Source organism: Burkholderia sp. Ax-1719, from assembly GCF_011753055.1.
Classification (GTDB): Bacteria; Pseudomonadota; Gammaproteobacteria; order Burkholderiales; family Burkholderiaceae; genus Paraburkholderia.
The window spans coordinates 85,604-107,978 of record NZ_VWWJ01000025.1; the positions used below are offsets into that span (position 1 = coordinate 85,604).

Here is a 22,375-nt window from a genome sequence, read left to right on the forward strand (position 1 = left end):
GATCGCGCTCTGATGATCGTCTGATAACGCACACCATTCGCAGCATCCATAAATTTGCTGGAGACACGCATGACTGACGCCGTAATCGTTTCGACCGCCCGCACGGGCCTCGCCAAATCGTGGAAGGGCGCTTTCAACATGACGCATGGCGCCACGCTGGGCGGCCATGTCACGCAGGCCGCCGTCGAGCGCGCGAAGATCGACCCCGCGCGCGTCGAGGACGTGATCATGGGCTGCGCGAACCCCGAAGGCGCAACGGGCGCCAATATCGCGCGCCAGATCGCACTGCGCGCGGGCCTGCCGGTTTCGGTGGCGGGCATGACCGTGAACCGTTTCTGTTCGTCGGGATTGCAAACCATCGCGCTGGCCGCGCAACGCGTGATCGCCGGTGAAGGCGACGTGTTCGTGGCAGGCGGCGTGGAATCGATCTCGTGCGTGCAGAACGAGATGAACCGCCACATGATGGCCGAAGGCTGGCTCAACCAGCACAAGCCGGAAATCTACTGGAGCATGCTGCAAACCGCCGAAACCGTCGCCAAACGCTACGAGATTTCGAGGGATCGCCAGGACGAATACGGCGTGCAGTCGCAACTGCGCGCGGCGGCGGCGCAGGCCGCAGGCCTCTTCAACGACGAAATCGTGCCGATGACGGTGCTCGCCGGTGTCGGCGACAAGGCCACGGGCCAGCTCATCACGAAGGAAGTGACGATTTCCGCCGACGAAGGCATTCGCGCCGATACGACGCTCGAAGGCGTGTCGAAGATTCGCACGGCGATGCCGGGCGGCGTGATCACGGCGGGCAACGCCAGCCAGTTCTCGGACGGCGCGAGCGCCTGCGTGGTGATGAACGCCAAGGTCGCGGAGCGCGAAGGCCTGCAACCGCTGGGCATCTTCCGCGGCTTCGCGGTGGCCGGTTGCGAACCGGACGAAATGGGTATCGGCCCGGTGTTCGCAGTGCCGAAGCTGCTCAAGCAGGCGGGCCTCAAGGTCGAGGATATCGATCTGTGGGAGCTGAATGAGGCGTTTGCCGTGCAGGTGCTGTACTGCCGCGACAAGCTGGGCATTCCGGCTGACCGCCTCAACGTCAACGGCGGCGCGATTGCGGTTGGCCACCCGTATGGCGTGTCGGGTGCGCGTCTGACCGGCCATGCGCTGATCGAAGGCAAGCGCCGTGGCGCGAAGTTCGTCGTCGTCACGATGTGTATCGGCGGCGGCCAGGGCGCGGCGGGTCTGTTCGAGGTCGTCTAAGCGGCGTCAGATTGTTGCGGGTGGGCGCGCAGCCACGCGAACGCCCGCGACAGTCGCTTGGTCAGCGTGATCCATACGGAGCGCGTAGACCTTTGCGGCTTTAAAAGCAGAAAGCGCGCGCCAGGTGTCTGCATGGCGCTCACGGCGTAGCAGTTGCGCTCGCGGGCGACGTATTGCTCGCCTTCCTGCAGATGCAGCCTCTGCTCGGGCGCAAGCTGGCCGAGCGAAGCGAGCGCCGCGTCGCGATACCTGACGAGCAGTTCGCCCTCTACTGCGACGATCGCCGCGCCACGGCGCAATTCGAGCGTATGGGTTGCACCGCGCACGAGAGCGACAGTGCGCGCGTCAGTGGGTAAGGTGCCATTTTCGGAGCGTGTCGAGTCGTGCATGGTCGAGATCCGGTCGGTGAAGCGAAGTCAGGCACCCAGCTTAAAAGTGCGCGCTCGCCCGCAACAGCCGCAGGACGGCGGCAATCGTTGCGCTACAGCGTTCGCGTTGCGCGCGCTGTACCGGTGCAATCGGCGTTTGCGTGTATCTGTCGCGGTCACCCGCGCGTCTGGCATCATCGATCGATGAACGACCGCTCCCAGCCCCATCCACAGCCTCTCTACCGGCAACTGGCCGGCCAATACCGGCGCAGTATCGAAAGCGGCGTGCTGCGAGCAGGCGACCGTATGCCGTCGATGCGCGCCTTCATGCGCCAGCACGATGTCAGCCTCGCCACTGCCACCGAAAGCTACCGCGTGCTCGAACGCGAGGCGCTGATCGAGGCGCGTCCGCGCGAAGGCTATTTCGTGCGCGCCGTTGCCAGCACGCTGCCCGCGGCGCGCGAACCGGACTGGCAGGAAGCCCGCCACGCCGAAGCGGAATTCGTTGGCATCCACGCGAATATTTCGGCGCTCGTCGCACGCTGGCAGCAGGTGCCCGATGCGCTCAATCTGGGCGGCGTGACCGCCGCCGATGCGCTCTTTCCCGGCGAAGCGCTGCAAAAGATCGCCGTGCGCACACTGCGCCATCGGCCCGATCTGCTGACTGCGCCGGGTCACGAGCGCGGCGACCCGCGTCTGCGCGCCGTGATCGCGCGTCGGGCGCTGGCCGCCGGTTTCACCGTCCATCCGGACGAAATCGTCATGACCCATGGCGGCACCGAAGCCGTCAATCTCGCGCTGCGTGCGGTGACGCAGCCGGGCGACACCGTTGCGGTCGAATCGCCGTGCTTTTACGGCTTGCTACAGGTGCTCGAAAGCCTCGGCCTGCGCGCGCTCGAAATTCCCGCGAGCCCGACCACGGGTTTGTCGATCGAGGCGCTTGAATTTGCGCTGCGCCAGCAGGCGGGCGGCAGTTCGTCGATCAAGGCGCTGGTGGTCGTGCCGCATATCCAGAATCCGCTCGGCTGCGTGATGCCGGACGCGCACAAGCAGCGCATCGTCGAGCTGTGCAGCGAAGCGGGCGTCGCCGTGATCGAGGACGATCCCTATCGCGAACTGGTGGAAAGCGACACGCCGCCGCGCGCGCTCAAGTCGTGGGACACGCAGGGCTATGTGATTCACTGCACGTCGTTCAACAAGACGCTCGCGCCCGGCATGCGGGTGGGCTGGATGGCGGGCGGGCGCTGGCATTCGCGCATCGCCATGCTCAAGTTCGCGCAGTCGCGCCTGAACGAGCCGCTTTCGCAGGCCGTGCTCGCCGAGTTTTTGCAGAGCCAGGCGCACGAGCGGCATCTGCGCCGTCTGCGCGAGCGGCTGGCCTTGCAGCGCGCGCGCATGGCGCAGGGCATCAGCGCGTCGTTCCCCGCAGGCACGCGCTTCACGCCGCCGAGCGGCGGCATGGCCTTCTGGATCGAGTTGCCGCCCGGTGTCGATTCGATGGCGCTGTTCGATGCCGCGTTGGCCGAGCGCATCCGCATCATGCCCGGCACGGTGTTCTCGAATTCGGGTCGCTTTGACCGTTTTATCCGCGTGAGTTGTCCGGGGCCGGACCCGCAGAGCGCCGACGCCGCGCTCGCGCGCATCGGCGCGATTGCGCACCGTTTAGCCGCGCAGACGCGCTGAGGGCATGGCCTTCGCATCAGACAGCGCGCGGTTATCATGACGGCAGTTTCGCGCCTGAATGGCGCGGTCTCCGTTCAAGACAGACAGAAAAGGTGATCAACGTGATTCGTCATATCGTGATGTGGAAGCTCAAGGAATCGGCCGAAGGTGCCACGCGCGCCGAGAATGTCGCGAAGTTCCGCACGCTGCTCGAAGGCTGCCGCGATCTGGTGCCGGGCACGCTCCATCTCGAAGTGGGCATCGCGGGCGCGGGCCTCGATTCGACGTACGACCTCGTGCTGGTTTCCGATTTCGCCGATAAGACCGCGCTCGACGCTTATCAGGTGCATCCGGAACATCAGAAGGTGAAGGACTTCGCGAAGCTGGTGGTGGAAACGCGCCAGTGCGTCGATTACGTTGCGTGATCTGAGCCATGACTGTCGATACGAAACAAAGCAGCACGCAACAACCCGCGCAACAGCCCACGATCGAGAGCCCGTTCGTCGATGAACTGGGCGCGAAGCTCGTGAGCGCACGTGACGGCGCCAGCGAAGTGCTGCTGCCGCTCGCGCAGCGTCATATGAATACGTGGCAGGTCGTGCACGGTGGCGTAACCATGACGCTCGCCGATATCGCACTGGCCATGGCCGCGCGCAGCGTGGCCGCGGACGGCGTAGGCGTCGTTACCGTCGAAATGAAAGTGAATTTCATGCAGCCGGGGCGCGGCGAGTTGCGCGCCTATGGCCGCGTGCTGCATCGCTCGACCACGATGGCCTATTGCGAAGGCGAAATCCGCGATAGCGAGGGCCATTTCGTCGCCAAGGCGCTCGGCACGTTCAAGTACATGCGGCGTCTCGCCGTGGGCCGCGATGTGGTGCGTCAGCGCCTGCGCAGCGACCCGGACGCGACGCCCGGTCCCAGCGACGGCTGACTCCATCCGCCTGTCGTTTTTCTGTAGTTTCCCAGCCGCGCGGTGCAAAAGCCGCGCTTTCATGAAGCAACTCCGAACGCCATGACCCAGACCAATCGTCAGATCCTGCTCGCGTCGCGCCCCGAAGGCGTCGCCAGCGTCGATAACTTCCGGCTCGTCGAAACGCCGCTCGCGCCGCTCGCGCAGGGTCAGGTGCGCGTGCGCAATCACTGGCTCTCGCTCGACCCGTATATGCGCGGGCGCATGAACGACAGCAAGTCGTACGCTGCGCCGCAGCCGCTCGATTCGGTGATGATCGGCGGCACGACGGGCGAAGTGGTCGAATCGCTCAATCCGAAGTTCAAGGTGGGCGACAAGGTGGTCGGCATGTCCGGCTGGCAGGAATTCGGCACCTCGGACGGCAGCGATCTGCATGTCGTCGATACGACGCATGTGCCGCTGTCGGCGTACCTCGGGCCGGTCGGCATGCCGGGCGTGACGGGCTGGTATGGCCTGAACCGCATCATCGCGCCGAAGGCCGGTGAAACCGTGGTGGTGAGCGCGGCGAGCGGGGCGGTTGGCAGCGTCGTCGGTCAACTGGCGAAGCGCGCGGGCTGCCGCGCCGTGGGTATCGCCGGCGGCGCTGAAAAATGCCGCTACGTGGTGGAAGAGCTGGGCTTCGACGCCTGCGTCGACTACAAGGGCGGCAATCTGTATCAGGATCTCAAGGCCGCGACGCCGGACGGCGTGGACGGCTACTTCGAGAACGTGGGCGGCGCGGTGCTCGACGCCACGCTCGCGCGCATGAACGCATTCGGGCGCATCGCGGTGTGCGGCATGATCGCGGGTTATGACGGCGAGCCGGTGCCGCTCAAGTATCCGCAGCTGATCCTCACGCAGCGCCTGCTCGTGCAGGGCTTTATCGTCAGCGAGCATCTGGATGTGTGGCCGCAGGCGCTGACGGAACTCGGCGGGCTGGTTGCGCAGAAGAAGCTGGTCTATCGCGAGACCGTGGCGGAAGGCCTTGAGAATGCGCCTGCTGCATTCCTCGGCATGCTCAAGGGGCAGAACTTCGGCAAGCAGCTCGTCAAACTCATCTGACGCAGAACGCAGGGAACAGGCCAGCCTCGAAACGCTGGCCTGTTTTTTCATTGCATAGGTAGTCCTAATGAATCACCAAGGAGACGCGATGTCCGATCCGTTCCAGTTTGAAGGCCGCGTGGCCGTCATCACCGGCGCCGCCAGCGGCTTTGGCCGTGCGTTCGCGCAGCAGGCCGCCGCGCTCGGCATGAAGCTCGTGCTCGCCGATGTCGATGCCGATGCGCTCGAAGGCGTGGTCGCGGCGATGCGCGAGCAGGGCGCGCAAGTCATCGGCGTGCGCACCGATGTGCGCGATCCGGCGCAAGTCGATGCGCTCGCCAAAGCCACGCTCGATGCTTACGGCAAGGTGCATCTGCTCTTCAACAATGCGGGCGTGGGCACCGGCGGCTTCACGTGGGAAAGCAGCGCGAAGGACTGGGACTGGGTGTTCGGCGTCAACGTGATCGGCGTGGCCAATGGCGTGCGCAGTTTTACGCCCGCCATGCTCGCGCAGGGCGAGCGCGCGCATATCGTCAATACGGCGTCGGTGGCGGGGCTGCTGTCGCCGCCCGCGATGGCCGTCTATAACGCGTCCAAGCACGCGGTGGTGGCGCTCACGGAAACGCTCTACCACGACCTGCACAACGTCAGCGACAAGGTCAGCTGTTCGCTGCTGTGCCCGGCCTTTGTGCCGACCGGCATCGCCAACGCCGAGCGCAGCCGTCCCGACGATCTGCGCAACGACGCGCCGCCCACGCGCTCGCAGCAGGCCGCCGATCTGCAATTGCAGCGCGCCGTGCGCTCGGGCCGCCTGACGCCCGACGATGTGGCGAAGGCCACCTTCGATGCCGTGCGCGATGGCCGCTTTTATATCCTCACGCATCCGGGCATACTCGCGTCGGTCAAGCTGCGTCACGAAGACATCGAGACGCTGCGCAATCCCACCGATCCGCTCTCGCTCAAGCCCGAAGTCAAGGAGGCGCGCGCGGAGTAGCACGTAGTCGCACCCCGACCGGAACTCTCGCCGATGCCGCTCAACGCAAAGATCGCACTCGTACTGGACCTGGTGGCCCGCGCCGGCCGCAAGCCGTATTACGAACTCACGCCCCAGGCGGCGCGGGCGGCCTATGAGAAGAGCGCATCGGTGCTGGAGATTCCGTCCGTGCCGATGCATTCGGTTGAAGATATCGACGTGCCGGTGCGCGACGGCGCGTCGATCCGTGCGCGGCTGTATCTGCCCGTCGAGCCTGATTGGGCGCAGCCGCTTCCCGCGCTGGTTTATTTCCATGGCGGCGGCTTCACGGTCGGCAGCGTGCAGACGCACGATGCGCTGTGCCGCACCTTCGCGCACGAAGCAGGCTGCGCGGTGTTTTCCGTCGATTACCGGCTCGCGCCCGAGCACAAATTCCCGACTGCCGTGTATGACAGCTTCGACGCCTACGCGTGGCTGCACGCGCACGCGTCGCAATTCGGCATCGATCCGGCGCGCCTGGCGGTGGGCGGTGACAGCGCGGGCGGCACGCTCGCGACCGTGTGCGCCGTGCTTGCGCGTGATGCGGCTATTGCGCCCGTGTTCCAGCTGCTGATCTATCCGGGCACGGGCAGTCATCAGCAGACGGAATCGCACCAGCGTCTCGCCGAGGGTTATCTGCTCGATGCACCCACGATCCAGTGGTTCTTCAATCACTACGTGCGCGATGTGTCCGATCGCGACGACTGGCGTTTCTCGCCGCTCGACGGCACGCGCGACGCGCCCGATTTTCATGGCGTAGCGCCTGCGTGGATCGCGGTGGCGGAGTTCGATCCGCTAGTCGATGAAGGCGTGGCGTATGCGGAGAAGTTGCGCGCAGCAGGCAACACGGTCACGCTCGTGCGCTATGACGGCATGATCCACGAGTTCTTCAAGCTGGGCGCTTTCGTGGAGGACGCGCGGCACGCGCATTCGCAGGCCGCGCAGGCGTTGCGCGCGGCGTTCGAAGCCGCCGCGCAGTGATTTCAGTGACCTGCTAGAAACTGCTGATCGTCGCGCTGACGGTGTAGTGTTCGCGGCGCTCGAAACCGCCCGGACGCTTGATGCGGTGCGAGCCGTCGTCGTCGCTGCGCTCGCACACCGCCACATCCAGTTGCTCGCCGTTCACACGCACGCGTAGCGCGGTCGTGCCGCGCGTACCGTAATCAGGGGTATCGATAAAAGCTGCGGAGAGCGCGCGCTCGCGTTCCAGCGGGATGCCGGTGGCGGGCAGTTGCGCATCGGGTGCGACGCGCGGGTCGCGCATGATCTCGATCAGCGTATCGAGCGGCACGTCTGAGCCATTCGCCACTTGCTGCGCGAGTTCGGCGCGCTTGTGGACGAGCTTGGGCCAGGGCGTATCGAGCACGGCGTTCGAAATGCCGTGCGTGCCATCCGGCAGCAGCGCGGGCGCTTTATCAGCACGGTTGCAATACCAGGCCAGCTCGCGCCGCGTCCAGTCGCCGATGACCAGATTGAAGCCGTTATACAGATCCCCTTCGCGCGCCACTTCGTCGAGATAGGCGAGCGGCGTATCGGGGAGATCGGGCGCGCCCGTGAGCCAACGCGACACCAGCGTGCCGCGCGTGGGCGCGTCGGGGCGCATTTCATGCGGCGCGCGGTAGTTGGTAAGCGCGGCGAAGCGTCCGCCGCGCGTCATGCCCAGCCACGTGCCGCCGCCTACCAGATCGCGGCCCGCCAGCACGTCGGGCGCGTCGTCCCACCATTGCAGCGGCGCGGCGGTGCGGCGCAGGAATTCGTCGCGGTTGGCCGCGAGCGTGAAGAGCGCGCCGTCGCTCGCGCGCGGTCGCCAGTCGAATACGATCAGGCACATGGCGCGCGGTCTCCTTCGGGCGCAGCGACGGCAGGCGTCAAGGCCTCAAACCTCAGTGGGCAGGGCGTAGGGCAGCGGCAGGATACGCAGCGCGGGGCCATCGGCGGCGCCCAGATGGACGCTACCCGATTCCAGCGCAGCGAGCTTGATCTCGGCGAGCAGATCGACGCCGCCTTCCGGCGAGGCCGCGGCGTTCACGATCATGCCGCAGGGCTGGCCCGGATCGTCGGAGTGGAACAGCTCCACGCCTGCGTGCGCGGCGTCCAGACCGGCCGCGACGCTTGCCAGCGCCGTGCGGCGCTTGATCGTGCCGCGATACTGGCTGCGCGCGACGATTTCCTGGCCCGGATAGCAACCTTTCTTGAAGTTCACGCCGCCGAGCACGTCGTAGTTGACCATCTGCGGCACGAACTGCTCGCTCACCGGCTGGGTGATGCGCGGCTCGCCCGCGCGGATGTCGAGCCAGTCCCACACGGCGGGCGACACCGGTTTGATCTCGTCAGCCAGCGTGGCGAGCTTCGCCTCGACGGCTTCCTTCGGGCCCACCCACAGATAGCGCAGGCGGCCTGCCGCGTCGGGCATGCGGATCAGCGTGCCGACGGGATCGTCCACCTTGACGTGCACGCCGTCAGGCAGCGCGTCGAACACGCGTGCGAGCGCGCCGCGCACGTCGCCGGCGAGGCCGACCACGAGGAGCCGGTCGGTGTCGTCGGTGAGTTTGGCCTTGGCGCGCAGCACGAACATCGACAGGCGCTTTTGCACGGCGGCCTGTACGTCCTTCGAAATCAGCAGGCGGATGGTTTCGCCGGTCTTCCACGTGAGGAAGGAGGCGAGCAGGCGACCTTTGGCCGAGCAGTAGCCGGCGAGGCGCGCGCCCGCGACGTCGAGATGCTGAACGTCATTGGTGAGCTGGCCGTGCAGGAAGCTGGCTGCGTCGTCGCCGTTGGCGTCGATCACGCCGAACTGCGGCAGGATCGCGTAGCCGCCGCCGTTGAGTACAGCGTCGAAATCGGCCGCGGAAGGGGTGTCGGGGGTCGGTTGTGCTGCGAGCGGTGCGTTCATGGATTCGGGGAACAGTCAATCCTGACTTTAGCGAGGGCAAGCGGTTATTATATGAGGTCCCCCAGAGTCATGTTTCCATGTCCCTTCTGAAGAAATGCCTTGCAGCGGGCGCAGCGCTCGTCGTGCTGGGCGCAGCCGCCGCGGGCGGCGTTGCATATTGGGCCACGCAGCCCGTCTCGCTTGCCGTCCAGCAGCTCGACGTCACCATCAAGCCGCACAGTTCGGTGCGTAGCGTCACCACGCAATTGCGTCGCGGCGGCGTGCCGGTCCAGCCCCAGTTGTTCGTGCTGATGACGCGCGTGCTCGGCCTGCAAAGCCAGCTCAAATCGGGCAACTACGAATTCAAGGCGGGCATCACGCCGTATCAGGTATTGCAGAAGATGGCGCTTGGCGACGTCAACGAATACGTCGCGACCATCATCGAAGGCTGGACCTTCAAGCACATGCGTCAGGAACTCGACGCCAATCCGGCCTTGAGCCACGACAGCGCCGCCATGACCGACGCGCAGCTGCTGGCCGCGATCGGCGCGCCGCCGGCCCCGCAAGGCAGCGGCGAAGGCCTGTTCTTCCCGGACACCTACCTGTTCGACAAGGGTTCGAGCGATCTGGACGTCTACCGCCGCGCCTACAAGCTGATGCAGACGCATCTGAACGAGGTGTGGGCGGCGCGCGCGCCGGGCCTGCCGCTGAAGTCGCCCTACGAGGCGCTCACGCTGGCCTCGCTGGTCGAAAAGGAAACCGGCAAGGCGGGCGACCGCGCGCAGGTGGCGGCCGTCTTCACGAACCGGCTCAAGGTGGGGATGCCGTTGCAGACCGATCCGTCGGTGATCTACGGGATGGGCGAAAGCTATCTGGGGCGTCTGCACAAGCGCGATCTGCAGGTCGACACTCTTTACAATACGTACCTGCGCCTCGGGCTGCCGCCGACTCCAATCGCGCTGCCCGGCGCCGCCTCGCTGCAGGCGGCGCTCAATCCCGCCGCGACCGCCGCGCTGTATTTCGTGGCGCGCGGCGACGGCAGCAGCGTTTTTTCTGACAATCTCGTCGACCATAACAAGGCCGTCGACAAGTACATCCGGGGTAACTAAATGGCGCGGGGCCGATTCATCACGTTCGAGGGCATCGACGGCGCGGGCAAGACCACGCATCTGGCGTGGTTTCGCGAGCAACTCGAACAGAAGCTCGCCGCCGCCGGACGCACCGTGGTCATGACGCGCGAACCGGGCGGCACGCCGATGGGCGAAAAGCTGCGCGAGATCCTGCTCAATGAGCCGATGGACCTCGAAACCGAGGCGCTGCTGATGTTCGCGGCGCGCCGCGAACACCTCGCACGCGTGATCGAACCGGCGCTCGCACGCGGCGACTGGGTACTGTCCGACCGCTTCACCGACGCGACCTTCGCCTATCAGGGCGGCGGCCGCGGTCTGCCGCGCGACAAGCTCGAAACGCTGGAGCGCTGGGTGCAGGGCGGTTTCCAGCCCGATCTGACGGTGCTGTTCGATATCGACCCCGATACCGCGAGCGAGCGCCGTGGCGCCGCGCGCGCGCCGGATCGCTTCGAAAGCGAAACCGACGCCTTCTTCACCCGCACGCGCGCCGAATACCTGCGCCGCGCCGAAGAAGCGCCGTATCGCTTTGCGATCGTCGATTCGTCGCAGAGCATCGAAGAGATCCGCCGCAAGCTCGAACAGGTGATCGCCGCCTTCTGAGCTGCGATCCTAACTGGTTGCTAACTGGCTGATTTGACACATGATTTATCCCTGGCAAAGCGGAGATTGGGAACGCCTGCAGCAGTTGCGCAGCCACTGGCCGCACGCGCTGCTGCTGCATGGGCAGGGCGGCATTGGCAAGCTGGAATTCGCGCAACATCTGGCGAAGGGGCTGCTGTGCGAGTCGCCGCAAGCCGATGGCCAGCCGTGCGGCGCCTGTGCGGCCTGCAACTGGTTCGCGCAGGGCAATCACCCCGATTACCGCGCGGTGGTGCCCGAAGCGCTGGCGAGTCTCGTCGGCCCAACGGGCGGCGACGACAAGGACGACGCCAAAGCCGACAAGGCCGATGGCGATGAAGGCAAGAAGTCGCGCACGCCCAGCAAGGAAATCCGCATCGAGCAGGTGCGCGCGCTGCTGGACTTCACGAGCGTCGGTTCGCACCGGGGCGGCTCGCGCGTGGTGGTGCTGTATCCGGCCGAGGCGCTCAATGTCGCGGCGGCCAATGCGCTGCTGAAGACGCTCGAAGAACCGCCCGCGAGCGTGGTGTTCGTGCTCGTTTCCGCGCGCATCGACCGCCTGTTGCCGACCATCATCAGCCGCTGCCGCCAATGGCCGATGGGCACGCCTTCGCCGCAGCAGGCGCAAGCCTGGCTCGCGCAGCAGGGCGTGGCCGACCCGGCGGGCCTGCTGGCCGAGGCGGGCGGTGCGCCGCTTGCGGCGCTGGCGCTCGCAAGCGACGAGAACCGCACGCTGCGCGACTGGACCCTTGCCCAGCTTGCGGCCGGGCCGAACTGCGACGCTTTCGCCTGCGGCGAGACATTGCAGAAGCTGCCGGTGCCGCTGGTGCTCGGCTGGTTGCAGCGCTGGGCCTACGATCTGCTCGCTGAACGCACGGCAGGACGCCCGCGCTATTACCCGCAGTCGGCGGATGCGCTGTCGCGCTGCGCGGGCAAAGTCGACGCGCCTGCACTCGCGCGTTATCTCAAGACCGTGACGCGCCAGCGCGCCGTCGAGAACCACCCGCTGAATGCGCGCCTCGTGTTCGAGGAACTGTTTCTCGGCTATCGTGAAATGTTTGCCTGAGCCTCGCTTCAGGCGCTAACTTCCCGTTTTTCTTCGCAGGACCGCTCATGTTTGTCGATTCGCATTGCCACATCAATTTCGAAGGCCTGGCCGACCGCTTGCCCCAGGTGCTCGAAAACATGCGCGCGCAGGACGTCACGCACGCGCTGTGCGTCTCGGTCGATCTGGAGACGCTGCCTTCGGTGCTCGACATCGCGAGCCGCTTCGAGAACGTCTACGCGTCCGTCGGCGTGCATCCGGACCACGAAGACGTGCAGGAGCCTTCCGTCGCCGATCTCGTCGAACTGGCGAAGCATCCCAAGGTGGTGGCGATCGGCGAAACGGGGCTCGATTACTATCGCCTGGGCGAACGCACGATCGAGGACATGGAGTGGCAGCGCGAGCGCTTTCGCAACCACATCCGCGCCGCGCATGCGACGGGCAAGCCGCTCATCATCCATACGCGCGCGTCCTCCGAAGACACGCTGCGCATCATGGAAGAGGAGCGCGCCGGGGAGCCGGGCGGCGTGATGCACTGCTTCACGGAGCCGTGGGCTATCGCCGAACGCGCCATCGCGCAGAATTTTTACATTTCGCTGTCGGGGATCGTCACGTTCAAGAGCGCGACCGAGGTGCAGGACGTCGCGCGCCGCGTGCCGCTGGAGCGTTTGCTGATCGAAACGGATTCGCCTTATCTCGCGCCGGTGCCATTTAGGGGCAAACCGAATGAACCTGCGTACGTCAGCCATGTCGGAAGATTCATTGCCCAGCAACGCGGATTGCCGGACGCCGAACTCGGCGCTGCCACCACGCAGAACTTTTTCCGGCTGTTCAAGATTCCGGTTCCGGCCTGACGCTTTTACGCTCACCGGTTAAAACGCCGTCCGCCTGCTGGCAAATCCTGCTGCTAGATCCGTTTTATCAGCAAGTTATCAATCAGATATCGAAAAACGTTAAGGCCTGACATGAACCTGAATTCGCTTAAGTCCTCCGTCGCTGCCGCGCTCGCCATTGCCATGGGCACGGCCTTCTTCGCGAGCGCGCCGGCCTTTGCCGCGCCGATCGACTCGCTCGTGAAGGGCGTGAAGTTCGACGACGACAAGGGCGTCGCCAAGGACATCGCGAACGGCCAGGACCCCAACGCCACGGACGATCAAGGTATGCCGCTGCTCGTGCTGGCCGCGCGCGAAAAGTCGGACAAGGTCGCCGCGCTGCTGCTCGACAATCCGAATACGAAGATCAACGCCGAAGACAAGGCCGGCGAGAACGCGCTGATGCTGGCCTCGCTCAACGGCGACGTCGATCTCGTCAAGCTGCTCATCACCAAGGGCGCGAACGTCAACAAGCAAGGCTGGACGCCGCTGCACTACGCCGCCGCCAACGGCAACGACGACGTGGCGAAGCTGCTGATCGGCTATTCGGCTGATGTGAACGCACCGTCGCCCAACGGCACGACGCCGCTGATGATGGCCGCGCGCGGCGATCACATGAGCACCGCCAAGCTGCTGCTCGACCACGGCGCGAACCTGCAGGCCAAGAACCAGATCGGCATGACCGCGCTCGATTTCGCCAAGCAGTACAAGGCGCCGGATGCGATCAAGGATCTGTCGGCGCGTATGGGTCAGGCGGCGCAGTAATACCGCGAGAACATGCAATAAAAGGATCAGGCGGGCGTGGGCTCAGGCTCACGGCCCCCGTATAAAGGACGCTACAGGCGGTCAGCCGCACGGCAGTCCGGAAAAACAGTGCACAATAGCGGAATTGCCTTTCGCTGCCGACGCCTCCACCGGCTCGCGCCAGTGACCGGCACGCGGCGCGGGGGCGCCGCCCCACACGACGAATCAAGGAGAACCATGCTGCGGGCTCTGTTCTGCGCCGGCGCGCTCATGTTGCCGCTCTCGGCTTTCGCATTCACCGCCAGCGACCTCAACCGCCTTTGCTCGAAAACCGACGTAGCCTCGCGTAGCGCCTGTGCGGCCTACATCGAAGGGGCAGCCGACGGCATTTTCAACACCATCGACGCGATCGGCGGTACGACCGGTCCGCGTGTCGGCCAGTATTTCTGTTTGCCGCCAGATGCGCGTTCCGCGCAGCTCACCGACGCGGTGCGTAAATACATCGCCGACAATCCCAACGTGGCCGGCTACAACGCCAGCACGGCGATCTCGCTGGGCCTGGGCAAGGCATTTCCCTGCAAGACGGGTAGCGGTAGCTGAAGCAAACCGACCAGGCTTTCGAAGCCAGGGTTGTACAAGGTCCGATCACGGATCTGACGCTGTTTTAAGCCAGCATTCTTTAACCGGCTGCGCGCCTATGCGCGCAGCCGCGTGTCCTCGCCGTTGAACCTACGGCTCATTCCTCAGTCGATTGACGAGCAGCGCGTGTTGCGGCGCAGCGCCGCTTTTCGCCCGCGATTTCCGTCCATTTCGACCATTCAGGAGGAACTGGCCGCCCATGCTCACTCTCGATTCACTCCAGGATTTCGCCGCGCGTCTGGCCGACGCGCCGTTACAAAACTGGCTCGGCACGCTGATCGTCAGCGCGCTGGCGATGGCCTTCGCGTTTTCGCTTCACTGGCTGGGCGCGCGCGTCGTGCGCCGCATCGCGCGGCCTTATCCGCATGTGAGCGTCTTCGTGCGCTACGTGCATCAGCCCGCACGTGTGGTGCTCGGCGTGGTCGCGCTGGAATTCGTCTGGTGGCAGGCGCCCGATGCGCTGCGCTTTATCTCGACCTTGCGCGAGCTGTGCGCCTTCGCGCTGGTCGGCGCGATCACGTGGCTGTCGGTGCGCTGCGCGGCGGCCATCGGCGAGGCCATCGTCGCCGCGCATCCGCTCGATATCGCCGATAACCTTCACGCGCGCCGCATCCACACCCAGGCGCGCGTGCTGGCGCGCACGGTGATGGTCGTGATCGTCATCTTCGGCGTGGGCGCGGCGCTCATGACCTTTCCCAACGTGCGTCAGATCGGCGCGAGCCTGCTGGCTTCGGCGGGTGTCGCCGGACTGGTTGCCGGTATCGCGGCACGCCCCGTGCTAGGCAATCTGATTGCGGGCTTGCAGATCGCGATTTCGCAACCCATTCGCCTCGACGATGTGGTGGTGATCCAGGGCGAGTGGGGGCGTGTCGAAGAAATTACCGGCACGTATGTATCGGTTCGCATCTGGGATCAGCGTCGGTTGATCGTGCCGTTGCAGTGGTTTATCGAGAATCCGTTCACGAACTGGACGCGCAGCAGTTCGCAGATCATCGGTTCGGTGTTTCTGTGGCTCGACTACCGCATGCCGCTTGCGCCGCTGCGCGAGGAGCTGGCGCGCATCGTCGAGCATGCGCCCGAATGGGACCGACGCGTGCAGGTGTTGCAGGTCACCGATGCCAACGAGCGCGCGATGCAGTTGCGCGTGCTGGTGAGTTCGCAGGATTCGGGGCTGAACTGGGATCTGCGTTGCCGCGTGCGCGAAGGGCTGCTCGATTTCGTCAATGCGCGCTACCCGCAGTACTTGCCGAAGGCGCGCGCCGAGGTCGCGGCACAGATCGACGGCGGCGTGTTCGAGCCGTCCGGTGATGCGACGCAAGCAGCGCAGCGCCCGATGCCGCCATGGCGGCCGCCCGCGGAGCCCGCGTCGAGCACGGCCGCGCACACCGAAGCCGATCCGGTGGCGGGCAGCAGCCTGCGCGCAGGACAGGACCGCGCGATGGTGGATCAGGTGGAGCAGGCGGAGGAGGAACCGGCGGCGCGCTGAATCATCCATGGGCGCGCCAAGAACCTATAACAGAGGAAACAGGGTAGATGATGCGCAAAGGAGGGCAACGATGGCCAGGCTGATAGTCGTCTCGAACCGCGTGGCGACGCCCACGGAGACCAAGGGCTCAGCAGGAGGCCTCGCCGTTGGCGTGTTTGGCGCGCTCAAGGACGCGGGCGGCGTGTGGTTTGGCTGGAGCGGCGACGTGGTGAGCGAGACGGTGGCGAACGCCGGTCCCACACTCGTGCAGGAAGGCGCGGTCACCTTCGCGACGGTCGGCCTGACGAAGAAGGATTACGACCAGTACTACCGCGGTTTTTCGAACGCCACGCTGTGGCCGGTGTTTCACTACCGCAACGACCTCGCACGCTACGAGCGCGACGAATACGCGGGCTACCGGCGCGTCAACGCGTGGCTTGCGCACAAGCTCATCAAGCTGATCGAGCCCGACGACATCATCTGGGTGCACGACTACCATCTGATCCCGTTCGCGGAAGCGCTGCGCGCCGAAGGCGTGCGCAACCGCATCGGCTTCTTCCTGCATATTCCGTTTCCGTCGCCGCAAGTGTTGCAGACGATTCCGCCGCACGATGAACTGGTGAAGTCGCTGTGCTGCTATGACCTGCTCGGCTTCCAGACGCGCAACGACCAGCAGGCGTTTCACGATTATATGGCGCGCGAGGCGCGCGGCGTCGTGCGCGAACTCGGCGAGAAGGGCAAGCAAGGCGAACACGAGGGCGAAATCGAAGCCTATGGGCGCAAGCTGCGCACCGGCGTCTATCGCATCGGCGTGTTTCCCGACGAGATCGCCGAACAGGCCGCGCGCTATGAGAGCCGCCAGCATGTGCTCGACCTCAAGCAGAGTCTCGAAGGCCGCAAGCTCATCATGAGCGTGGATCGGCTCGATTATTCGAAGGGTCTCGTCGAGCGTTTTCATGCCTTCGAACAACTGCTCGAACATTCGCCCGAATGGCGCGGCAAGGTCACGCTCGTGCAGATTGCGCCGCCCACGCGTTCGGACGTGGCCAGCTACAAGGTGATCCGCGAGGAGCTGGAGCGCGAGGCGGGGCGCATCAACGGGCGCTACTCCGGACTCGATTACACGCCGATCCGCTATCTGAGCCAGCAGTACGACCGCTGGAAGCTGATGTCGCTGTTCCGCGAATCGCAGGTCGGCTACGTCACGCCGCTGCACGATGGGATGAATCTGGTCGCGAAGGAATACGTCGCCGCACAGAATCCCGACGATCCTGGCGTGCTGGTGCTGTCGATTTTCGCGGGCGCGGCGGCGGAGCTGAGCGGCGCGCTGCTGGTCAATCCGCACGACGCTGCGGGCATGTCGGAGGCGCTGGAGCGCGCACTGTCGATGCCGCTCGCCGAGCGCCAGGCGCGCTACGAAACCAATATGGAAGCGCTGCGCCACAACGATCTGGGCGTGTGGCGCGACCGCTTCCTGAGCGATCTGGCGAAGGTGCCGCAGCCGCGCTGAGCCTGGCTACGCGGGGCGATTGAGTATGATCCGGCGTTGATCCTTGCCTCTTCGACGTTTCATGCTCACCACGCTCGCCATCGCCAACTATCGCTCGCTGCGCGAGCTTATCGTGCCGCTTGGGCCGCTCAACGTCATTACCGGCCCGAACGGCAGCGGCAAGTCCAATCTCTATCGGGCGTTGCGCCTGCTCGCGCTGACCGCGCGCGGCGGCGTGATCCCGTCGCTGGCGCGCGAGGGCGGACTTCAATCGACGCTCTGGGCCGGTCCCGAACGTTTTTCGCGCGCGGTCGCGGCAGGCGAGCACGACGTGCAAGGCACCGTGCGCAAGGACGCGGTGAGTCTCAAGCTCGGCTTCGCGGGCGAGACCTTCGGCTACGCAATCGATCTGGGCTTGCCGCCGCCCGCGTCCACTTCGCAGTTCTCGCTCGATCCCGTCATCAAGCGCGAGTGCATCTGGAGCGGACCGGTGCTGCGTCCATCGGCGTTGCTCGTCGATCGTCAAGGGCCGATGATCCGCATCCGCGACGACAAGGATTGGTCGACGCTCGCGCAGCCCGTGGCGAGCTTCGACAGCATGATGACCGAGTACGCCGACCCGCGCAGCGCGCCCGAGATGATCGCGGTGCGCGAGCAGATCCGCTCGTGGCGCTTCTACGATCATTTCCGCACCGATCAGCACGCGGCGGCTCGCCAGGTGCAGATCGGCACGCATTCACCGGTGCTCGCCGACGACGGCGCGAATCTCGCCGCGGCATTGCAGACGATCCGCGAGATCGGCGATGGCGCGGCGCTAGATGCGGCCATTGGCGATGCGTTTCCCGGCGCGCGGGTCGAAATCGTCAATCACGAAGGGCGTTTCGAAGTGGCGCTGCGCCAGGAAGGGCTGTTGCGAGCGCTGCGCGGCGCGGAACTGTCAGACGGCACCTTGCGCTATCTGCTTTTGGCCGCGGCGCTGCTCAGCCCGCGCCCGCCCGCGCTGCTAGTGCTCGACGAGCCGGAAACCAGCCTGCATCCCGATCTGCTGCCGTCGCTCGCGCGTCTGATTGCGCGGGCATCGACGCAATCACAGGTGCTGGTGGTCTCGCACGCGGCGCGGCTGGTGGCGGCGCTCGAACGCGAGGCCGGCAGCCAGTCCATCGTGCTGGAGCGGCGGCTGGGTGCGACGACCTTCGCCGATCCGGATGCGCTCGACATCCCGGCCTGGAAGTGGCCCGCGCGCTAAAGCTGTATCTGCATGTAAGCCGATATGAAAAATTGCAAGAGCGGGGGCGCGGCGCAGGCGATTGCCGAATAATGGTTTTTTGCCAATGTGCCGGAGCGTGCTCGCGCGATCCGTCCCCCGACCAGGCGCAGCCGCGGGTTTGCGCCATGTCTGTTTTGTGACGGCTCGCTTACAATGATCTGAGCTTTTTGGGCGGCGATCAGGCGCGCAATGTGCGGAACGTTTGCTTATCCAAGCCGTGGCTAACCCGATCGCCAGATACGCCTGGCCGAACTCTGGAGACACCCGATGAGAATTGCGCAGATCGCTCCGCTGACCGAATCGGTTCCGCCCAAGCTTTATGGCGGCACGGAACGCGCCGTGTCGTACATCACCGAGGCGCTGGTCGATCTCGGTCACGACGTTACGCTGTTCGCGAGCGGCGATTCCGTGACGAGCGCGAAGCTCGAACCGGTCTGGCCGCGTGCGCTGCGGCTCGATCCCGCGATCCGCGACCGGGTTGCACCGCATATGCTGCTGATGGAACTGGTGCGCCGTCAGGCCGACCAGTTCGACGTGCTGCACTTCCATATGGACTACTACTCGTTTTCGGTGTTCAAACGCCAGGAAACGCCGTTCGTCACCACGCTGCATGGGCGTCTCGATCTGCCCGAGCAGCAGCCGGTGTTCGACACTTTCGACACCGCACCCGTGATCTCGATTTCCAATGCGCAGCGCCAGCCGATGCCGCAGGCTCACTGGCTGCGCACGGTGTATCACGGTCTGCCGGAACATCTCTACACGCCGCAGCCCGTCGAGCAGCGTTATCTGGCCTTTCTCGGGCGCATTTCGCCGGAAAAGCGCGTCGATACGGCGATTCGCATCGCGCAGCGCTGCGGCCTGCCGATCCGCATTGCCGCCAAGGTCGACGAAGCCGACCGCGAATATTTCGAACGCCAGATCAAGCCGCTGTTCGCGTTGCCGAACGTGGAGTTCGTCGGCGAAATCAACGATAGCCAGAAGGCCGAATTCCTCTCGGGCGCGCATGCGCTGCTGTTTCCGATCGACTGGCCCGAACCGTTCGGCCTCGTCATGATCGAGGCGATGGCCTGCGGCACGCCGGTGATCGCGTTTAATCGCGGTGCGGTGCCGGAGGTGGTGGACGATGGCGTGTCGGGTTTTATCGTCGAAGATGAAGTGGGCGCGCTGGCCGCGGTGAACCGTCTGTCGCGTGTGCCGCGTGCGGGCGTGCGCCGTCGCTTCGAGGAACGCTTCACCTCGCATCGCATGGCGCAACAGTACGTGGAGGCGTATCAGGCGGTGATTCGCGCGAATAAACGCTCGCGCTTCAAGGTGATAGATACGTCCGCGACCTGAGCGGTGAAGCGCGCAATCACACGGCGCGGACGTACGCGAACCGCTATTACAGCTTCAACTGCGTGATCTTGGTGGTGCCCAGCGAAAGATCGCCGATCAGGCCACTGTTGGTCAGCACGAAGACTTCGACGGGCTTGACGGCGGTGGTGGTGTCGATCGAGCCATTGGCGCCGACCTTCACCAGCGCGACCGAAGCATCGCCGCCCACCGACCAGCCTTCGGAGGTATGCAGCCGGTTGAGCGCATCTTCCGTCATGAAGAGATAGACCACGGCCTTCGACTGCATGCCGAGCGTCGCGCCCACCGACGCGCCGGTGGTGCTGTAGTAGCCCACTGTGCTGCCGCCCACGCGCAACGCACCGTCGCCGTGTTCGCCGCCAATGCCGATGCCGGCCTGAATCACCTTCGGGAAGACGAGAATGCCGTGGGCCTTGCCCACCAGTTCGCGCGCACCCGGCACGGTCTGGTAGAGGCGCGACAGCGTGCCGTCGACGCTGGCGTCGATCGCCTGACGGCGCGACGCGTCGGTTTGTTCATTCGGCGGTGTGCTGCCCGTGGTGGAGCAGCCTGCGAGCGCCGCGCCGGCCAGCGCGATGGCGACAGAAGTCCTCAGGATGAAGCGACGTCCTTGCATGTTGTTCTCCGTTCTGTGTTCCGGAAAGCCGAACCGCTGCGGCGCTGCCGATCACGGATCAGCCTCGTCGTTATAGCACAGCGATTCAAATGACCTTTCGGAGCGGGCACGGAATTCGCGCAGCGCCGCCGCGCCTTGCTGGACGGCGCCTGGCCTGATTCAAGGTTCGCTAACCGCCTTGGCAGCGGGAGGGCGGCGCAGCGCGCGTCGCACCGCGCCAAGCAGCATGCCGAGTGCGAGCAACGCCACCGCCGGCACCACCCAGTAACCGACGAAGGCATGCCAGAGATAGCGCACGAGCGTGGCGCGGCGCAGCGCGTATTCGTCGCGGGCTTCCTGCTGGGCTGTGGCGTTTTCGGCAAGGACGGCAGCGGGACAACCCGCTGCGCGCGCCTGGTCGGGCGTGCCCTGACAATGCTGCGGCGCGCCGGCGTTGCGCTCGGCGTCGGTGAAAGTCCACGAGGTGAGTGCGCGCTGCAGATCCGCGCGGTTATAGGCCATCTCGTCCTGGGTCTCGCGCACCACGACGATCATCACGGGCACCAGCCAGAACACCATCACCAGCATCCAGCGGCGAAACCAGCGATTCTTGTGTCTCCATGCCATCTGCGCCTCCGTTCGATGCCGATGGCATCAACCAGGACCAGCCTGTCTGCGTTTTTATGTGGGCTTATGTGTCGGCCCGGTGGCGATCGACGTTTGATGTAAGGACCCGGGCCGCTGGAGCCATCATAGGAGAAAAACGGCACATCGTCGTGGGCAGTCCTTGCTTATGCCCGGCGCCAAAAAAACGACGCGCCGCAGCATGAGCTGGGGCGCGTCGTCGAATAGCAATTTTCCGAAAACCGCCAGGTTGATCAGGAATGCCTGGCGGATCTGGAGGCGGTGAAATCAGCTCTTGGTCGAGAGGCAGGTCTTCATGAAGGCCTTGCGGTCGTCGCCTTTCTTGTCGGCGGCTTGCGCGTTGCAGGCCTTCATGCGGTCTTGCTGCGACATCTTGGGAGCGGGCGCGCCAGCAGCGGACAGACATTGCTTCATGAAGGCCTTGCGATCGTCGCCTTTCTTGTCGGCGGCCTGCGTGTTGCAGGTCTTCATCTTCGACTGCTGGCTATTCATGGCGGCGCCGGAAGCGGCGGCCGGAGCAGCGGTTTGCGCGAAAGCCGGTGCGGCGAACACACCGCCCAGCACGATTGCAGCAATGACGGATTGGATCTTCATCGTTCACTCCCATGGGATTATCGACATTGTCGGTCGTCGTGTGCGCAGGCCGCTTTTTCTTCCAGACTCGCCCATCGCCGCAACCAATTATGGCAAAGCCACCCTCAAAACGAACCGGCGATGTCTTCGGTTGACGTGCGCTGCGGCACAATCGCATTCACGGCGCGCCATGCGCAAGGAGACACACCATGCATTACCTCCTGATGTACGAACTCGCCGACGATTACCTCGATCGTCGTGCCGAACATCGCAGCGCGCATCTGGCGCTAGCGTGGGCCGCGGCGGAGCGGGGCGAACTGCTGCTCGCCGGTGCGATCGCGGATCCCGTCGACAATGCGCTGCTGCTGTTCCAGGGCGACAGCCCGGCCGCCGCCGAAGCCTTTGCGCGCGCCGATCCCTATGTCCAGGCGGGGCTCGTGAGGTCATGGCGCGTGCGGCCGTGGCAGACCGTCGTGGGCGAGCACGCGTCGAATCCGGTGCGCTGAATCCGTGCGCGTGCAACGGCTGGAAGTGCGAAGGCTAGTGCGACGTGCCTGAAGGGCCGCTATCGCCGCCGGGTCGGTTGTTCGCGGCGCGATGCAGCAGGTCACGCACGGTTTCGTCGTCGACCTGATCGAAGTCGGCGTAGAACTGGCCGACGCTCATGAACGACACGGGCATCTTCACGCAGACCAGATCGTCGACGATGCCCGCCAGGCGCTCGCGTGCGCCCGCCGGGGCCACCGGCAGCGCCGCGACGATGCGTGCAGGGCCGAGCGAGGCCAGCG

24 protein-coding genes and 1 pseudogene are annotated in these 22,375 nt (G+C 65.4%); 18 read left to right on the forward strand and 7 right to left on the reverse strand.

What is annotated here, in order from left to right:
* Positions 1–69: 69 nt before the first annotated feature.
* On the forward strand, positions 70–1,248 hold the full coding sequence (locus tag F3J17_RS30125; RefSeq protein ID WP_167068054.1) for an acetyl-CoA C-acyltransferase: 1,179 nt from the start codon (positions 70–72) through the stop codon (positions 1,246–1,248).
* Here the strand turns inward: F3J17_RS30125 and F3J17_RS30130 are convergent.
* Complete coding sequence (locus tag F3J17_RS30130) at positions 1,245–1,637, reverse strand: hypothetical protein (protein WP_167068057.1); 393 nt, start codon at positions 1,635–1,637, stop codon at positions 1,245–1,247. The genes F3J17_RS30125 and F3J17_RS30130 overlap by 4 nt on opposite strands.
* A gap of 183 nt (positions 1,638–1,820) precedes the next feature.
* Here F3J17_RS30130 and F3J17_RS30135 point away from each other — a divergent pair, with 183 nt between their 5' ends.
* From F3J17_RS30135 to F3J17_RS30160, 6 genes are all read left to right on the forward strand, one after another.
* On the forward strand, positions 1,821–3,299 hold the full coding sequence (locus F3J17_RS30135) for a PLP-dependent aminotransferase family protein (protein WP_167068060.1): 1,479 nt from the start codon (positions 1,821–1,823) through the stop codon (positions 3,297–3,299).
* 101 nt (positions 3,300–3,400) lie between these two features.
* Positions 3,401–3,703: a Dabb family protein gene (locus tag F3J17_RS30140; RefSeq protein ID WP_167068063.1), complete on the forward strand. Its 303-nt coding sequence runs from the start codon at positions 3,401–3,403 to the stop codon at positions 3,701–3,703.
* Positions 3,704–3,711: 8 nt separating this feature from the next.
* Positions 3,712–4,209 (forward strand): PaaI family thioesterase, encoded by a 498-nt coding sequence (locus F3J17_RS30145; protein WP_167068066.1) that lies wholly within the window; start codon positions 3,712–3,714, stop codon positions 4,207–4,209.
* Between the two features lie 81 nt (positions 4,210–4,290).
* Entirely contained in the window at positions 4,291–5,289 is a 999-nt protein-coding gene (locus F3J17_RS30150; protein WP_167068069.1) for an NADP-dependent oxidoreductase, read from the forward strand.
* An 88-nt stretch (positions 5,290–5,377) separates the two neighbouring features.
* Entirely contained in the window at positions 5,378–6,262 is an 885-nt protein-coding gene (locus F3J17_RS30155; RefSeq protein WP_167068072.1) for an SDR family oxidoreductase, read from the forward strand.
* Positions 6,263–6,295: 33 nt separating this feature from the next.
* A complete protein-coding gene (locus tag F3J17_RS30160; protein WP_167068075.1) occupies positions 6,296–7,261 on the forward strand; it encodes an alpha/beta hydrolase in 966 nt (321 codons plus the stop codon).
* 13 nt (positions 7,262–7,274) lie between these two features.
* On the opposite strand, the gene F3J17_RS30165 is transcribed toward F3J17_RS30160, so the two are convergent.
* Both F3J17_RS30165 and F3J17_RS30170 read right to left on the reverse strand, forming a co-directional pair.
* Positions 7,275–8,111, reverse strand: a complete 837-nt coding sequence (locus F3J17_RS30165; RefSeq protein ID WP_167068078.1) for an NRDE family protein — start codon at positions 8,109–8,111, stop codon at positions 7,275–7,277.
* Between the two features lie 45 nt (positions 8,112–8,156).
* Positions 8,157–9,173 (reverse strand): folate-binding protein YgfZ, encoded by a 1,017-nt coding sequence (locus F3J17_RS30170; RefSeq protein ID WP_167068081.1) that lies wholly within the window; start codon positions 9,171–9,173, stop codon positions 8,157–8,159.
* 77 nt (positions 9,174–9,250) lie between these two features.
* On the opposite strand from F3J17_RS30170, the gene mltG reads away from it, so the two are divergent.
* The 10 genes from mltG (at position 9,251) to F3J17_RS30220 (ending at position 19,756) form a co-directional block, all read left to right on the forward strand.
* Positions 9,251–10,261 (forward strand): endolytic transglycosylase MltG, encoded by a 1,011-nt coding sequence (mltG, locus tag F3J17_RS30175; RefSeq protein WP_167068084.1) that lies wholly within the window; start codon positions 9,251–9,253, stop codon positions 10,259–10,261.
* On the forward strand, positions 10,262–10,882 hold the full coding sequence (gene tmk / locus F3J17_RS30180) for a dTMP kinase (protein WP_167068087.1): 621 nt from the start codon (positions 10,262–10,264) through the stop codon (positions 10,880–10,882).
* A 40-nt stretch (positions 10,883–10,922) separates the two neighbouring features.
* Positions 10,923–11,966: a DNA polymerase III subunit delta' gene (locus tag F3J17_RS30185; protein WP_167068090.1), complete on the forward strand. Its 1,044-nt coding sequence runs from the start codon at positions 10,923–10,925 to the stop codon at positions 11,964–11,966.
* Positions 11,967–12,013: 47 nt separating this feature from the next.
* Positions 12,014–12,799: a TatD family hydrolase gene (locus tag F3J17_RS30190; protein ID WP_167068093.1), complete on the forward strand. Its 786-nt coding sequence runs from the start codon at positions 12,014–12,016 to the stop codon at positions 12,797–12,799.
* Positions 12,800–12,961: 162 nt separating this feature from the next.
* Complete coding sequence (locus F3J17_RS30195) at positions 12,962–13,582, forward strand: ankyrin repeat domain-containing protein (RefSeq protein ID WP_240161217.1); 621 nt, start codon at positions 12,962–12,964, stop codon at positions 13,580–13,582.
* Positions 13,583–13,798: 216 nt separating this feature from the next.
* Entirely contained in the window at positions 13,799–14,161 is a 363-nt protein-coding gene (locus F3J17_RS30200) for a Rap1a/Tai family immunity protein (RefSeq protein ID WP_167068099.1), read from the forward strand.
* A gap of 238 nt (positions 14,162–14,399) precedes the next feature.
* The gene (locus F3J17_RS30205; protein ID WP_167068102.1) at positions 14,400–15,686 is read left to right on the forward strand and encodes a mechanosensitive ion channel domain-containing protein; all 1,287 of its coding nucleotides are present in this window, start codon (positions 14,400–14,402) and stop codon (positions 15,684–15,686) included.
* Positions 15,687–15,756: 70 nt separating this feature from the next.
* Positions 15,757–17,175 carry an alpha,alpha-trehalose-phosphate synthase (UDP-forming) gene (gene otsA, locus F3J17_RS30210; RefSeq protein ID WP_167068105.1) on the forward strand — a complete coding sequence of 473 codons (1,419 nt, stop codon included), beginning with the start codon at positions 15,757–15,759 and terminating at the stop codon, positions 17,173–17,175.
* 61 nt (positions 17,176–17,236) lie between these two features.
* Complete coding sequence (locus F3J17_RS30215; protein WP_167068108.1) at positions 17,237–18,400, forward strand: AAA family ATPase; 1,164 nt, start codon at positions 17,237–17,239, stop codon at positions 18,398–18,400.
* Positions 18,401–18,688: 288 nt separating this feature from the next.
* Positions 18,689–19,756 carry a glycosyltransferase family 4 protein gene (locus tag F3J17_RS30220; RefSeq protein ID WP_167068111.1) on the forward strand — a complete coding sequence of 356 codons (1,068 nt, stop codon included), beginning with the start codon at positions 18,689–18,691 and terminating at the stop codon, positions 19,754–19,756.
* 46 nt (positions 19,757–19,802) lie between these two features.
* On the opposite strand, the gene F3J17_RS30225 is transcribed toward F3J17_RS30220, so the two are convergent.
* The 3 genes from F3J17_RS30225 to F3J17_RS30235 form a co-directional block, all read right to left on the reverse strand.
* Complete coding sequence (locus F3J17_RS30225; RefSeq protein ID WP_167068114.1) at positions 19,803–20,390, reverse strand: YSC84-related protein; 588 nt, start codon at positions 20,388–20,390, stop codon at positions 19,803–19,805.
* A 159-nt stretch (positions 20,391–20,549) separates the two neighbouring features.
* Positions 20,550–20,996 (reverse strand): hypothetical protein, encoded by a 447-nt coding sequence (locus F3J17_RS30230; protein ID WP_167068117.1) that lies wholly within the window; start codon positions 20,994–20,996, stop codon positions 20,550–20,552.
* Between the two features lie 285 nt (positions 20,997–21,281).
* Positions 21,282–21,608, reverse strand: coding sequence for a PsiF family protein (locus tag F3J17_RS30235; protein ID WP_167068120.1), 327 nt, complete (start codon positions 21,606–21,608; stop codon positions 21,282–21,284).
* Between the two features lie 188 nt (positions 21,609–21,796).
* On the opposite strand from F3J17_RS30235, the gene F3J17_RS30240 reads away from it, so the two are divergent.
* The gene (locus F3J17_RS30240) at positions 21,797–22,093 is read left to right on the forward strand and encodes a YciI-like protein (protein WP_167068123.1); all 297 of its coding nucleotides are present in this window, start codon (positions 21,797–21,799) and stop codon (positions 22,091–22,093) included.
* A gap of 34 nt (positions 22,094–22,127) precedes the next feature.
* Here F3J17_RS30240 and F3J17_RS30245 read toward each other — a convergent pair.
* Positions 22,128–22,375, reverse strand: a pseudogene (locus F3J17_RS30245) (phosphoribosyltransferase); the annotation flags it as partial.

Excerpts from the sequence above, each read along its gene's own strand:
- F3J17_RS30145 (WP_167068066.1), top strand. The coding sequence starts at position 3,712 with ATGACTGTCGATACGAAACAAAGCAGCACGCAACAACCCGCGCAACAG.
- F3J17_RS30125 (WP_167068054.1), top strand. The coding sequence starts at position 70 with ATGACTGACGCCGTAATCGTTTCGACCGCCCGCACGGGCCTCGCCAAA.
- F3J17_RS30240 (WP_167068123.1), top strand. The coding sequence starts at position 21,797 with ATGCATTACCTCCTGATGTACGAACTCGCCGACGATTACCTCGATCGT.
- F3J17_RS30130 (WP_167068057.1), bottom strand. The coding sequence starts at position 1,637 with ATGCACGACTCGACACGCTCCGAAAATGGCACCTTACCCACTGACGCG.
- mltG (WP_167068084.1), top strand. The coding sequence starts at position 9,251 with ATGTCCCTTCTGAAGAAATGCCTTGCAGCGGGCGCAGCGCTCGTCGTG.
- F3J17_RS30230 (WP_167068117.1), bottom strand. The coding sequence starts at position 20,996 with ATGGCATGGAGACACAAGAATCGCTGGTTTCGCCGCTGGATGCTGGTG.
- F3J17_RS30200 (WP_167068099.1), top strand. The coding sequence starts at position 13,799 with ATGCTGCGGGCTCTGTTCTGCGCCGGCGCGCTCATGTTGCCGCTCTCG.
- F3J17_RS30205 (WP_167068102.1), top strand. The coding sequence starts at position 14,400 with ATGCTCACTCTCGATTCACTCCAGGATTTCGCCGCGCGTCTGGCCGAC.
- F3J17_RS30220 (WP_167068111.1), top strand. The coding sequence starts at position 18,689 with ATGAGAATTGCGCAGATCGCTCCGCTGACCGAATCGGTTCCGCCCAAG.
- F3J17_RS30155 (WP_167068072.1), top strand. The coding sequence starts at position 5,378 with ATGTCCGATCCGTTCCAGTTTGAAGGCCGCGTGGCCGTCATCACCGGC.
- F3J17_RS30160 (WP_167068075.1), top strand. The coding sequence starts at position 6,296 with ATGCCGCTCAACGCAAAGATCGCACTCGTACTGGACCTGGTGGCCCGC.
- F3J17_RS30225 (WP_167068114.1), bottom strand. The coding sequence starts at position 20,390 with ATGCAAGGACGTCGCTTCATCCTGAGGACTTCTGTCGCCATCGCGCTG.
- F3J17_RS30195 (WP_240161217.1), top strand. The coding sequence starts at position 12,962 with ATGGGCACGGCCTTCTTCGCGAGCGCGCCGGCCTTTGCCGCGCCGATC.
- F3J17_RS30165 (WP_167068078.1), bottom strand. The coding sequence starts at position 8,111 with ATGTGCCTGATCGTATTCGACTGGCGACCGCGCGCGAGCGACGGCGCG.
- F3J17_RS30185 (WP_167068090.1), top strand. The coding sequence starts at position 10,923 with ATGATTTATCCCTGGCAAAGCGGAGATTGGGAACGCCTGCAGCAGTTG.
- F3J17_RS30190 (WP_167068093.1), top strand. The coding sequence starts at position 12,014 with ATGTTTGTCGATTCGCATTGCCACATCAATTTCGAAGGCCTGGCCGAC.
- otsA (WP_167068105.1), top strand. The coding sequence starts at position 15,757 with ATGGCCAGGCTGATAGTCGTCTCGAACCGCGTGGCGACGCCCACGGAG.
- F3J17_RS30170 (WP_167068081.1), bottom strand. The coding sequence starts at position 9,173 with ATGAACGCACCGCTCGCAGCACAACCGACCCCCGACACCCCTTCCGCG.
- tmk (WP_167068087.1), top strand. The coding sequence starts at position 10,262 with ATGGCGCGGGGCCGATTCATCACGTTCGAGGGCATCGACGGCGCGGGC.
- F3J17_RS30150 (WP_167068069.1), top strand. The coding sequence starts at position 4,291 with ATGACCCAGACCAATCGTCAGATCCTGCTCGCGTCGCGCCCCGAAGGC.
- F3J17_RS30215 (WP_167068108.1), top strand. The coding sequence starts at position 17,237 with ATGCTCACCACGCTCGCCATCGCCAACTATCGCTCGCTGCGCGAGCTT.
- F3J17_RS30135 (WP_167068060.1), top strand. The coding sequence starts at position 1,821 with ATGAACGACCGCTCCCAGCCCCATCCACAGCCTCTCTACCGGCAACTG.
- F3J17_RS30235 (WP_167068120.1), bottom strand. The coding sequence starts at position 21,608 with ATGAAGATCCAATCCGTCATTGCTGCAATCGTGCTGGGCGGTGTGTTC.